The sequence below is a fragment of the Pseudoalteromonas sp. MEBiC 03485 genome, from assembly GCF_004195145.1.
In the GTDB taxonomy this organism is placed as follows: Bacteria; Pseudomonadota; Gammaproteobacteria; order Enterobacterales; family Alteromonadaceae; genus Pseudoalteromonas; species Pseudoalteromonas apostichopi.
Window position 1 is genome coordinate 723,226 of the sequence record NZ_SGBT01000002.1, and the last position, 12,358, is coordinate 735,583.

Annotated in this window: 15 protein-coding genes; 5 read left to right on the plus strand and 10 right to left on the minus strand. The window is 40.5% G+C overall.

Annotated elements, in window-relative coordinates; translation table 11 throughout:
- The first annotated feature begins 80 nt into the window (after window positions 1-80).
- The gene (locus EVU92_RS19930; RefSeq protein ID WP_055022061.1) at window positions 81-461 is read left to right on the plus strand and encodes a VOC family protein; all 381 of its coding nucleotides are present in this window, start codon (window positions 81-83) and stop codon (window positions 459-461) included.
- Here the strand turns inward: EVU92_RS19930 and EVU92_RS19935 are convergent.
- Window positions 458-883: a MarR family transcriptional regulator gene (locus EVU92_RS19935; protein WP_130052887.1), complete on the minus strand. Its 426-nt coding sequence runs from the start codon at window positions 881-883 to the stop codon at window positions 458-460. The two genes, EVU92_RS19930 and EVU92_RS19935, sit on opposite strands and share 4 nt — an antisense overlap.
- 181 nt (window positions 884-1,064) lie before the next feature.
- Here EVU92_RS19935 and EVU92_RS19940 point away from each other — a divergent pair, with 181 nt between their 5' ends.
- The gene (locus EVU92_RS19940; protein ID WP_130052888.1) at window positions 1,065-2,063 is read left to right on the plus strand and encodes an NADP-dependent oxidoreductase; all 999 of its coding nucleotides are present in this window, start codon (window positions 1,065-1,067) and stop codon (window positions 2,061-2,063) included.
- Between the two features lie 49 nt (window positions 2,064-2,112).
- On the opposite strand, the gene EVU92_RS19945 is transcribed toward EVU92_RS19940, so the two are convergent.
- From EVU92_RS19945 to EVU92_RS19955, 3 genes are all read right to left on the minus strand, one after another.
- The gene (locus tag EVU92_RS19945; protein WP_130052889.1) at window positions 2,113-2,418 is read right to left on the minus strand and encodes a hypothetical protein; all 306 of its coding nucleotides are present in this window, start codon (window positions 2,416-2,418) and stop codon (window positions 2,113-2,115) included.
- Between the two features lie 147 nt (window positions 2,419-2,565).
- Window positions 2,566-3,081: a zf-TFIIB domain-containing protein gene (locus EVU92_RS19950; protein WP_130052890.1), complete on the minus strand. Its 516-nt coding sequence runs from the start codon at window positions 3,079-3,081 to the stop codon at window positions 2,566-2,568.
- A gap of 20 nt (window positions 3,082-3,101) precedes the next feature.
- Window positions 3,102-3,689: a DUF4202 domain-containing protein gene (locus tag EVU92_RS19955; RefSeq protein WP_130052891.1), complete on the minus strand. Its 588-nt coding sequence runs from the start codon at window positions 3,687-3,689 to the stop codon at window positions 3,102-3,104.
- A 276-nt stretch (window positions 3,690-3,965) separates the two neighbouring features.
- On the opposite strand from EVU92_RS19955, the gene EVU92_RS19960 reads away from it, so the two are divergent.
- Entirely contained in the window at window positions 3,966-6,374 is a 2,409-nt protein-coding gene (locus EVU92_RS19960) for an EAL domain-containing protein (RefSeq protein ID WP_136374532.1), read from the plus strand.
- Here EVU92_RS19960 and EVU92_RS19965 read toward each other — a convergent pair.
- Entirely contained in the window at window positions 6,349-6,813 is a 465-nt protein-coding gene (locus EVU92_RS19965) for a thioredoxin (RefSeq protein WP_130052893.1), read from the minus strand. The two genes, EVU92_RS19960 and EVU92_RS19965, sit on opposite strands and share 26 nt — an antisense overlap.
- A gap of 154 nt (window positions 6,814-6,967) precedes the next feature.
- Between EVU92_RS19965 and EVU92_RS19970 the strand changes: the two genes are divergently transcribed.
- The gene (locus tag EVU92_RS19970) at window positions 6,968-7,534 is read left to right on the plus strand and encodes a DUF3365 domain-containing protein (RefSeq protein ID WP_130052894.1); all 567 of its coding nucleotides are present in this window, start codon (window positions 6,968-6,970) and stop codon (window positions 7,532-7,534) included.
- Between the two features lie 75 nt (window positions 7,535-7,609).
- Entirely contained in the window at window positions 7,610-7,945 is a 336-nt protein-coding gene (locus EVU92_RS19975) for a zinc ribbon domain-containing protein YjdM (RefSeq protein WP_130052895.1), read from the plus strand.
- A gap of 67 nt (window positions 7,946-8,012) precedes the next feature.
- Here the strand turns inward: EVU92_RS19975 and EVU92_RS19980 are convergent, their stop codons facing one another.
- The 5 genes from EVU92_RS19980 to EVU92_RS20000 form a co-directional block, all read right to left on the minus strand.
- A complete protein-coding gene (locus EVU92_RS19980) occupies window positions 8,013-8,417 on the minus strand; it encodes a hypothetical protein (RefSeq protein WP_130052896.1) in 405 nt (134 codons plus the stop codon).
- Window positions 8,418-8,441: 24 nt separating this feature from the next.
- The gene (locus tag EVU92_RS19985; RefSeq protein ID WP_130052897.1) at window positions 8,442-9,416 is read right to left on the minus strand and encodes a hypothetical protein; all 975 of its coding nucleotides are present in this window, start codon (window positions 9,414-9,416) and stop codon (window positions 8,442-8,444) included.
- A 202-nt stretch (window positions 9,417-9,618) separates the two neighbouring features.
- Complete coding sequence (gene arsJ, locus EVU92_RS19990; protein ID WP_130052898.1) at window positions 9,619-10,827, minus strand: organoarsenical effux MFS transporter ArsJ; 1,209 nt, start codon at window positions 10,825-10,827, stop codon at window positions 9,619-9,621.
- A gap of 5 nt (window positions 10,828-10,832) precedes the next feature.
- Window positions 10,833-11,843 carry an ArsJ-associated glyceraldehyde-3-phosphate dehydrogenase gene (locus tag EVU92_RS19995; RefSeq protein ID WP_130052899.1) on the minus strand — a complete coding sequence of 337 codons (1,011 nt, stop codon included), beginning with the start codon at window positions 11,841-11,843 and terminating at the stop codon, window positions 10,833-10,835.
- Between the two features lie 2 nt (window positions 11,844-11,845).
- Window positions 11,846-12,346: a dual specificity protein phosphatase family protein gene (locus tag EVU92_RS20000; protein WP_130052900.1), complete on the minus strand. Its 501-nt coding sequence runs from the start codon at window positions 12,344-12,346 to the stop codon at window positions 11,846-11,848.
- Window positions 12,347-12,358 lie beyond the last annotated feature (12 nt).

The following is a 12,358-nucleotide window of genomic DNA, read 5'->3' on the forward strand; positions in this document are numbered from 1 at the left end:
TGTGAGTATGACTTTCAAGGTTTTTTTATTGCTAAAACTATGCTTTATTTAATAAACGAACAATAAATAGAGCAACATAAATGGTATTTTTAAGTCAGGTTATTTACGTCGATAACGTAGAAGAAGTACTCGACTTTTACTATCAAGCATTTGGTTTAAATACCAACCATATCAGTGACGATGCCGAATACGGTGAACTTGTTACTGGGTCTGTTAAGCTTGCTTTTGCGACCCACCCGCATGCGCAATCATATTTCAAGCAAGGGTATATTCGCGCCCATCCTAAGCAACCCGCCCTTGGTTTTGAGCTAAGATTCAGCTGCCATAATTTAGTCGAAAGTTATGATAAAGCCGTGCTTGCTGGTGCTGAACCATTGTGCCCACCAACTAAAAAAGATGCCCAGCATTATGCGTATGTTCGCGCTATTGAGGGCACCTTAGTGTGTTTATTAGAAGATTAGTCTTTGGTAAGGTCAGTGTGAAGTTCAAGGGTTAATTCACGTAGTAATTCTATGCGCTCTAAGCTCATGTTTGAGCGCGCCATTAACTTAGCCGTTAGTTCTTCGGCATCAACTTTAAGTTGCATGCCCTGCTCAGTTAACGAGATTACTTTTTTACGCTCATCTTCACTTGATACCTGGCGTGTTAATAAACCTTTCGTTTCTAGGCGTTTAACTATCGGTGTTAGGGTACCTGAATCGAGGTGCGTATCATTAGAAAGCTCTTTTAAACTCACTTGGTTATTATACCAAAGCGAATGCATCACAATATATTGCGGATAGGTTAAGTCATAAGCCTCGAGAATTGGCCGAAACGCTCTGATCAACGCATTTGTTGCACTGTATAAAGTGAAACACACATTGTCTGATAAGTTATTGCTCATGCTATTACCCTAAACTGAAATACAGCCCTATTATTGCCGTAATTTAGTTTGCGCGCAAATTATTTTCCTATTATCTATTGCCTTTTACTGTAAAGATCATTAAATTGATCGCAAATAGTTTGCGCACAAACATTTTGTGCGACATATTAATTAATCCCAATCTAGCAGGCTCGAGGTTTATATGGCGACAAGTCAACAAATTCATTTAGTTTCACGCCCAACGGGTGTACCAACACAGGCTAATTTTGCGCAGGTCGAAGTATCACTTCCTAATTTAAACGACGGCGAAGTGTTAATTAAAAATACCTGGATGTCAGTTGACCCCTATATGCGCCCACGCATGATCGATCGTAAATCATATATCGCGCCATTTAACTTAAACGAAGTGATGGAAGCCGGTGCTATTGGCGAGGTGATTGAATCACGCAATAACGACTTTCCTGTAGGAAGCAAAGTAAGTCATATTAGTGGCTGGCGTACCATGCACATTAGCGATGGTAGCGACTTAACGTTACTACCTAACGTGCCACTACCAGACCAACTATTTTTAAGTACTATGGGTATGACTGGGTTAACTGCATGGGCAGGTTTAACAAAGGTAATTAATCTTAAAGAAACCGATACCGTGTTTGTTTCAGCTGCATCAGGCGCTGTAGGTAGCGTTGTTTGCCAAATTGCTAAGCTAAAAGGCTGTAAAGTGATTGCTTCGGTTGGTTCTGACGAAAAAGCACACATGGTTAAAGCGTTGGGTGTTGATGCTGTAATTAACTATAAAACGGTAGCAAATCTAACAGAAGCCCTTGAACAAGCGGCACCACAAGGCATTGATGTGTACTTTGAAAACGTAGGTGGCGATCACCTTGAAGCTGCACTCAATGTAATGAACGATTACGGCCGTATTCCTGTATGTGGCATGATCTCAGGTTACAACAATGACACCGCACAGCCAGGGCCAAGCAACCTATTTTATATCAACTCGAAAAAGCTCACCATGCAAGGCTTTATCGTGATTGATTACTTTGATCAGTTCCCTGAGTTTATTGAACAAATGGGTGCGTGGATCAGCGAAGGTAAAATTAAATCTGAAGAAACGGTATACCATGGCATTGAAAATGCCGTTGATGCATTTCTTGGTCTGTTCGAAGGTAAAAATAAAGGAAAAATGCTGGTCAAGCTTTAACACCTAACATGCAAATAAAGCCTGTATCTTAGTTGGTACAGGCTTCTTATTAAGCTAGTTTAAAAAATACGATTGCCGATACAAGCACCAACCCCACATAGGAAAGAAACAAAATCCCAGCTTGGCGATGTTTTCTTGCATTCGCTCGCACTGTTTCGTTTTCTGTGGAATTTAAAAGTGCTAAACCCTTTTTAGACACAAACACCATAGGTACTTTTAAAAATCGCGGTGCACCCAGTTGTTGCCACAGTTCAGGCTCTAAAGATTTAACCGATTGATAGTATTTATATTCAGCACTAGCAGCATAAAGCATTAACAGCGCCCACACTGAAACCAATATTATTGTTATTAGCATAGGTTACCTGTTCAATTTATTTAATTAGGTTTAAAGTTTATGTCATCGCCTATAAATCACAACTCTGTAAACAGTTTTAAATCGCGAGGTTTAGAAAGATAGACAGATCCGCGAATAAGTTCAGCTTCAGGTGTTTTATATAAGTTATCAGTCATTCAAAATCGATAAATACGCAAGTTCTGCTAGTTTTTCTAATGATGACGTTGCTTTAGGTTCAGGCTTTTCAGCATGTACTGAGTAACGCCTTTTAGGAATTTTAACTTGAATAAAACCATGATTATTGGCCATATCAATACGCAGCATTTCACGTTCTTTTGGCGTTAAATGATTTTCATGGATCTTTTCAAGTTCGCCATGATCAAGCCAAATAGCCGCACAGTTTGGACATTCGTCTATTTCAACCACTTTTAAAGGCGTGAAAAAGCGTCGCATCATCACCACGTCAGGGCAATTCGGGCAATTAACTCGCTTTTCTAAATCAACCTGTTCTATTGGCAAGGTTTGTAAATGAGCCACCAGCACTTGCGCTGGCTTTAAACTCGGATCGCTAAAGTGAAATATTTGTCGGTTATCAAAAAATATCCCACCACTTTTTGATAAATACACGTTAACATCACCAATGCTCACAGCTTCAAGGGCTGTTTTAGTACGCGGGCAGAACATAGTACATCCTTGTTTTACAATTAATTTAGCGCTTTTGTTATTAACGGCTTAAGCGGCTCAGGTAAGCTGATGTTACCAGCTAACACAAAATCATGTGCTTCGTTTGACATTTTTTGCCAGGTTTTACGAATAATACCCAACCATTTTTGCTCATCGTAATCAGGCTTACTACTTGCAAAATCCAGCATGTAATGTTCTATAAACACGAGACTTGCGATATCCTCAATCAGTTGGCTATCTGGGTTTCGTTTTATATTCTTTTTCGCTACTGCTGCGTATACACGCTCGCATTCTTCCGGTGAGTAACCCGCCTTTTTCATAAGGGCTGTTACACGCTCTGCATGAAAGTCATATAAAGCAGTGCGCCATTGATAATAACCTTGCTTACCCATAGGGAAGTCGCTCCGAGGAGAGCGCCAACGCTCAATATGTTGACCTCGTGCGGCAATATGCATCAACTCATCGGCTTGGGGGTTGAAACGGTTTAGCATATCGGTCATACGCATCGCATAGAGTGACTCTTTTGCTAGCGCTTGTTCGTCTTGTGTAACACGATTTGGATCTGCAGCATTCGCTACATCTATAGCTTTAATAACGGCTTGGTACATAGCATTTATCTTAATATTGTTTGCAATCTATTGTATTTAGGTACAATTATTTTTCTAACATGCTAAAAATTCATCTTTAATTCCTAACACTTAGCTAGACAACCAGATAACCCTAAACTAGTATTTTTAAAGGTAAGTTTAATACTTAAATATCTACTTCATATAGAGATACTATTGCGCAATATTATATATTTTTCACCGTTATTTACTTCTTTTTTTCTTAGTTTCTGTTTGTTTTCGGTTATCACGTTTAAAGTGTTTTACGATAGACAAGAAATGCATGAAATAGAGAAAATTACAGCACTTAACAGTTACAGTCGCAACCTTGAAAAAGCACTCAATAGCGCATTCCTCGGCCCCTACCTTGTTCGTGCGGCAATGCGTGACTTTGCATACACTGAAACTGAATTCGAAACCCTAGCTACAGAGATATTAACTCATAGTGACGGCAGTCAAACCATCCAACTAGCACCAAAGGGTGTAATTCAATATACCTATCCACTTAATAGTCACGAGACTGTAATTGGTGTCGATTTATTCAAAATACAAAGTATTCAAGACTCATTACAAAGAGCCATTAATACTAAAAAAATGCAAATCGATGGGCCAAAAGAGTTGGCTCAAGGTGGCCAAGGCTTAGTAGCAAGATTACCAATTTTTGATCAAAATGAGTTTTGGGGGTTTGCAATCGTGGTGCTGCGCTTTCCAGAGTTTATCGCAAATTTACCACCTGACTCGACTTCTCATCCTCACTTGTATGAAGTTTGGCAAAAAACAGCTGATAGTTACACCCCTCTTTTAAATAATCACCTTTTTCAACAAAACGATTGGACAACCTACAACCTCGATGTTGAAAATCAACAATGGGTTGTCGGCATTAAAGACGAGTTTGCTTATCGCACGCATGTTGAATTTTTAGTGTTATTACTCATTGCTCTGCTATTTTCATCGGTTAGTAGCTATTTAATTACCATTACTTACCGGTTACGAGAACATGAACAAAACCTAGAAAAGTTAGTACAAAAACAAACTTTAGAGCTCTCAGAGCAAGCGCTTGAGCTTAAACAAGCTCAATCACTTAGTGGTGTGGGTAGTTGGCACTTATCGCCTAATAAAAGCATTAGACAGTTATCAACACAAGCTGTGGCATTATTTCAAGAAGAAACCAAAGAACAATCAATTGATAATGTCTGTAAAAAAATCGATAGCTTTTATAAAAACACATTTTTAAATTTTATTCATACTAAGCCAAGCAGTCCGACCGAAATTGAGTACACAATTAAACTTAATGGTGAAAAACGCTGGTTTCATGAACACGCTGAATGGAACCCAAAAACCAACACCTTAGTTGGTACGATTGAAGACATAAGTGCAGAAAAACAACGTCAGCACGAACTATACCAGCAAGCACACTTTGACCCTGTCACTGGACTTGCTAACCGCCGTTACAGTGAAAAGTATATAGCAAGCATATGCCCAGAAAATCATTACTCTAGTGGCCTTACTTTATTGTGCGCCGAGATCAAAGGCTATCGTCAATTAGAAGATATTTACGGTCAAGATTACTTAAATGAACTACAAACGACCATTGCTAACCGGCTAATTGCATTTTCTGACTTGCTCCAAGCGTTTTGCGCGCATATAAAACCCGGCTGTTTTTTAATATTGCTAAAAGAGGCCATTTTTGACGACAAGCTCGCTGCCCTATTAGATAAATTTCAGCATCAGGTCGGAGGCATTATTGAAACCGCTGGCAGCGCTCATTTTTACCATTTATACATTGGCGTGGGCTATCCGCATTTACAAAACATCGATGCTGCTGAGCAAATAAATACTGCACTTATTGCGATGAATGAATGCCCCCGCACGCAAAAGCCATTCACAGTCTACAGCCAATCGCTCAAAGATAAGCTCATTGCACAAAGTAACCTTGAAAGTGATTTACGTCATGCCCTTGCGGCCAACGAACAGCTAAGCATGGTGTATCAACCGATTGTAAACACCTTAGATGGCACACTAATTGGCTGTGAAGCGCTTGTACGTTGGCATCACCCTGTTAGAGGCTTTGTGTCACCTATGGAGTTTATTGCCATTGCTGAGCAATCAGAGCTCATTAATTTATTGTCTCGCTGGATTGTTGCTAAAGTTGCTAAAGACTGCCATCGCATGGTTAATAACGACATTCATATTAAAGTGTCGATAAACCTGTCGCGTAAACAGTTTTCTGACGTGCACTTAGTTAAACGACTAAGTAAAGAAAAAGCCAAACTATTTCCTGCAAATCAAAAAATAAACCTTGAGATCACCGAATCAGCCCTATTTCAAAATACCCAGTACGCGATAAACCTTATGCATGAGCTTAAATTAGCGGGTTTTAATTTATCTCTCGATGACTTTGGAACGGGTTATTCATCACTGTCATCGATTCAGCAGTTTCCGCTGGATAACGTTAAGATTGATCGGGCTTTTATCTGTAACTGCGTAGATAACCCGAAAGATGGTTTATTTTTACAAACAATGAGTGATTTAGCCCATCAACTCGATTTAACGATTACCGCAGAAGGGGTCGAAAGCTCAGAGCAATGGCAGTTGGTGAGTGATAAAGGCATTGATTATATTCAAGGTTACTTAATTTCAATGCCCTTATCTATTGATGATTTTATAGCGTTTGACCCGGTTGCGTAAGATCCAAAGCCAAGCTTTGTTTTGGCTTTTCGATCATACGGGTAAGCTCTTTTTCGCCATCAAGGACAATAATGGTTGGTGTATACATTAAGTCATACTGTTTTGCTAACCCTGCAGGGTCTAGCTTGTCGTAGCCAACGGCCACTAATTTAAGTGAGCCTAACTGCACCTTCGCAGTATCGAGAAGCTTTAAAAATCGGGGCACTTCACGTTTTGAGTCATGACACCAAGTGCCCAAAAACACTAAAACCTGCTTACCTTGCAGTGCTTTTATAGTGCTTAACTCTTCCTCGCTCGGTGTGTATTCATCGTACTCTTCACTAAATGCAGAGTAGTCTTTAAGTAAGTCATCACGACTTATCTCTCCACTGTATGGAGCGGTACCTGCAAATGTGAGAGCTGAAAATAACAGAGCGGCGATATAAATTAGTTTTTTCATTTTTTTGTTCTCAAAATATTTTTCTCACCATAACCAATTTAGCAGCAACACTCCAGTAGGCTTTGTGCTAAGAATAGTTATTTTTGCAGGTTACATTGGCATGTAAAGTAAAAACGAACTACTATATTAGATATATCTAATATAAGGTTTTATTATGCTTGCTTTAAGAACATTAATCCTCTTCACCGCGTTACTATCGCCTACTCTTTACGCCGAAACAAAATCAGCTAACCTAGAAACTCAAGCAGCTGAGCGAGCAGCTGAGTTTGCCACTACGCTTAAATCAGCATTGGGAGCCGCAATCAAACAAGGCGGATTAGTTGAAGGAATTAACGTGTGTAAAATGCAAGCCCCAGCCATTGCCGAGAGCTTATCAACTGACGGTTGGACTGTAGCGCGCAAAAGCACTAAAAACCGTAATCAAAATAATCAACCTGATGACTGGGAAGCTGAAAAAATCGCCCAGCTACTCGATATGATCAGAAACACTGAAAGCATCGACAATGTGGCTTTTTCAACCAATAAAGATGGTCAATTTCGCTTTGCTAAAGCGATAAAAATCGCGCCAGTTTGCCTCAATTGTCATGGCCAAACAATTGCGCCAGAAGTAAAGCAAGCGCTTAGCGAGCATTACCCAAATGATTTAGCCACAGGCTATCGGCTTGGTGATTTAAGAGGAATATTCTCTATTACCAAAACACTCGAAACGTCTGAGCCATAAAATATATGCCTTGTACTCGCATAGTTTGCTCTCAGCCATTAAAATACCCTTTTAAAATCAACCATGGTGCCATTTATGCCTTTTCCTCCTTGCCCACAATGTAACTCTGAATACGTGTATGAAGATCAAAACAATTTAGTATGCCCAGAATGCGCTCATGAGTGGGATCCTAATGCGGTTGATACTGATGATGTGATCAATGTAAAAGATGCTAATGGCACTTTATTAGCTGATGGCGACAAAGTGACCGTTGCGAAAGATTTAAAAATTAAAGGCAGCTCACAAGTGATTAAAATTGGTACCAAAGCCGTTATCCGCCGCGTGTTAGATAAAAAAGACCACGAGTTAGACTGTAAAGTTGATGGCGTAGGTGAAATGATGGTAACCGCTAAGTTTGTAAAAAAAGCCTGATAGCATCATCAAAATTGTTATATATTGCTGCGAATAATTACGCAGCAATCTCAATAAGCTAATTTTATTAATAGCCAAACTTTTCAACAACAATCCCTGTTACTTCACAATGTTCGCAGCTCAACTCCCAACCAGCAGCCCAGGTGGTTGCACTAAGATTTCCCGCGCAAAGAGGGCAAACTTCGCCAGCAAACGTACTGGGGGTAATATTTTTAGCTTGCTTAGAAAACGGTCTTAAAAACCAAAGGATATTATCATCAATACTGATGGTTAGATCGTGGCGTAACGTCTCACAATATGCATTAAACACTGCTTGTTTGTACTGCTTTTCGTGCTCAGCAGATTGACTGGCATAAACATTTAACGCATTCTCAATGTCTTTTAGACGCTCGGGCCACTCTTGTGCGTCTATATTCGCTTTGCAATCTATCAGATCATCAAGTGTGTAACTTGCATAGTTTGGTTCAATCATACTTGCCATCCTTGCTTTGGGTTATTAATTCTTTGGGTATAGCGTACCATTTTGCTTTATTTGCAAAAGCCATTGATCAAATAAATTGTTCGCGATACTCAGCTCATCACCTGAAAGCGTTGGATATTGTCTTTGCTCAAACCACGCATAACGATTATATATATCGTTATTTTGCGTGATTTCCATAATGAGTCGATTTATAGCGTAGGCTTTTGCTGCACTATGCTCACCAACTTGTTCGCTGTAATACATGCTCGCTAAACTCATCAACGCTTGTTCACTGCCCTGCTTCGCTGCTTGCTCTAAAAATACGGTTTTACGCTCTTTAAAACTATCGCGATTTTTGATGAACTCGGCACGTGACAACTTCTCAGGAAATTGCGACTTCATGTAAAATTCGGGAGTTAGCGCAGCAAACGTTTGCTGCGCAAAGGTAGAGCCCTTTTCTGCTGCCATTACCAAATAACGGTAAAAAGACCGCCGCGTTGCTAAATCTACCCCTTGGCAATACTCATATTTTTCTAAAGCACGGTTTTGCGTATCACCAGCATCGCTAAACTCATAGCTTTCGGCTAATGTTGCTTCAAGCGCCTCAGCATCTAAAGGAGCATTAAAACAATACTTAAGATTTTGTGCGATGAGGTAGTTAGCCTCCACATCACCTTGCTCAGCGCGTTGCTTTAGCTCTGTAAAATGGTCAATTAACACACCATCAAAACGCCATTTCGGTGCATTTTTGATAATAAGTTCACGGCTGTCATTAACTTCACTCCCTTGCTCAACAGATTCATCAGCTAACAAACTCGTGGCAGGTACGCTTACTTGCTCCTCAACCTGATATTGAGCTTTTGTACTATGTGCATTTATTTGTTCTGAGCTAGTTGTTATTGGAGCGGCTGTTTGAAAAGAATATTTATATACAAGCACACCTAACACCAATAATGGAGCCACTATTAAAAATGGCTTTTTTCCTCGCTTAACAGCAACGTACTCAAACATAACAACCTACTTACAACTCTTGTTTCCAAGTAAACTACAAGAAAACAAAGATTAAAGCGAAATTTTGTTAGATAAAGGGGTTTTTATTTTCAGCATCTAATTTTTGACAATCTCATTAAGGCTTAGAAATTAACTAATCGCTGGCTCTAATAAAGATAAGTAACCCAAGGTAAGCAAGCTTTCTTGCTTACCTTGGGTTTAACTAAATTTGTTTTGGCAATTTAGTCGAAATAAGGGCGGTAATAACAATAAATAACAGTGAGATAGCCAAACAGGCTGCTAAGCCATAAAGCTGAAACACTAAGCCCGACAACACAGTACCAATTAAGCGACCCATGGCATTAGCCATATAGTAAAACCCAACATCAAGTGATACGCCATCGGCATCAGCCATGCTAACAATTAAGTAGCTGTGCAAAGATGAGTTAATCGCGAAGACCACGCCGAACAACATCAGTCCGCCTATCAGCATTGGTTTTACAGCCCAGCCAAAGCCAACAGCAAGGGCAATGGCTAAGGTGACTAAAGCAAGCAGTGATGCCCACTTAACTGTTTCTGCACTTGGTGATGTTTGCTTATTAAGCTTAATGATTTTGGGAGCAAAAGATTGCACAGTCCCATAGCCAATGACCCAACTCGCTAAGAAGGCACCCACAGTCCAGTGGTCCCAATCAAAGGCTTGTGATAAAAACACCGGAAGTGCAACTACAAACCAAACATCACGCGCACCGAACAAGAACAACCTCGCGGCCGACAAGATATTGATTGAACTGCTTTTTGAAAATATCTCGTTAAACTTAGGTTTGTTTTTGGCTTTACCTAAATCATTTTTAAGTGCATAAAGACTAAAACACCACACCACCAGCAAAGTGGCAGCCATCGCGAGCATTGCGCCTTTAAACGACATCAATGTCAGTAGTAAGCCACCCAAAAAGAAGCCCACACCTTTTAATGCGTTTTTAGAGCCTGTAAGTATCGCCACCCATTTAAACAAGGTGCCTTCTTGGCCACTGGCAACCAGCATTTTAATTGAGCTTTTAGCACTCATTTTATTGAGATCTTTGGCAATCCCCGACAGCGCTTGCGCCAGCATCACATAGGCAACACTCAGCCATTCAGGAGGGACTGCCAGCATGAACAAGGCTACAACCTGTATGGCAAGGCCAATGTTCATGGTTTTATTTAAACCAAGCCTTGCGCCTAAATAGCCACCTACTAAGTTAGTGACAACACCAAAAATCTCATAAAATAAAAACAGCATGGCAATACTCAAAGGTGAGTAGCCAAGCGCATGAAAATGCAGTACCACCAACATTCTCAATGCGCCATCTGTAAGCGTAAATGCCCAGTAATTCCCAGTGACAATTAAGTACTGCTTTATATCAGCGGGAAGGTTAGCCAAACGCGTCATTCATTTTACCCTTTCAGTGATAACGCAACTTTACGGGCAAGTTCGGCGGTACGGTTTGCATAACCCCATTCGTTATCGTACCAAACATACAGCTTAACTTGTGTCTCGTTCACAACCATGGTTGATAATGCATCCACAATGCTTGAGCGTGGATCAGTTTTGTAATCAATAGAAACAAGTGGCTTTTCTTCATAGCCTAAAATGCCTTTTAGCTCACCATCTGCGGCTTCTTGCATCCATTGGTTAATTTGCTCAGCCGTGGTCGGCTTCTCGACTTCAAACACACAGTCAGTGATTGATGCATTCGCTAAAGGCACACGAACCGCATGGCCGTTTAATTTGCCTTTAAGTTCAGGGAAAATATGTGTAATCGCCGTTGCAGAGCCAGTTGTAGTTGGGATTAAGCTCATGCCACATGCGCGAGCACGGCGTAAATCTTTATGCGGTGCATCTAAGATAGTTTGCGTATTGGTGATATCGTGAATAGTGGTCATTGAACCATGTTTGATACCAATTTTTTCTTGCAATACTTTAACTACTGGCGCTAAACAGTTGGTAGTGCATGATGCGGCAGTAACAATATTGTGTTGCTCTACATCGTATAAATCATCGTTTACACCCATCACAACGTTCAGCACACCGTCTTCTTTTACAGGAGCAGTGACAACAACTTTCTTCACACCTTGTTCAAGGTAGGCTTGCAGCAACTCGGTTTTTTTCATCACGCCAGAGGCTTCAATTACGATATCGCAACCAGACCAATCAGTATCTGCAATCGCTCTATTTTGCGTAACGTTAATTTTGTGGCCATCAATGATCACCGCATTATCGTTACTTTCAACCTCATGCGGCCAAATACCGTGTACCGAATCATATTTTAGTAAGTGAGCCAATGTCGCTGCATCTCCCGCAGGGTCATTAATTTGCACAAACTCAACGTCGTCCCATGCAAACGCTGCTCTTAGCGATAAACGACCCATGCGGCCAAAACCATTAATGCCTAATTTAATTGCCATTGTTAAGCTCCTACTTTTTGAAAATTGTCGAAAAATGAACGTTGTATAGGGTTATGCAACGATTTGGGGCGAATAGCCTGCACTTGATTAATTATGTCGTTTTTAGCATAGCCAAGCTCATGCATTAATAAACCAATAACTAAACCTGTACGGCCTGAGCCGCCTTTACAATGCACAGCCACGCTGCCACCATTTTTTATAATGGCAAGAATCTCGTCTAGGTGCTTGGTAAATGCGTGATTAAACGCCTCCTTAGGAGCGTCATCATCAACAATTGGTAACTGAAACCAGCAAAGCCCCATTTTCTCACATTCGCTTGCAAGCTTTTGTGCACCATTTTTAATAAGCTCTTCATCGTACATCAGAGTAATAATTGCTTTTGCACCTGCCGCTTTTAAATCAGCCACAGACTGTGATAAGCCAACGCCTTTTGTGCCAGGGCAAGGGGTAAAAATAAATGCCCCAGTTTCTAGCTGTAAAATATCAAATGGATGTGAGTGCATTATGATTCCCCA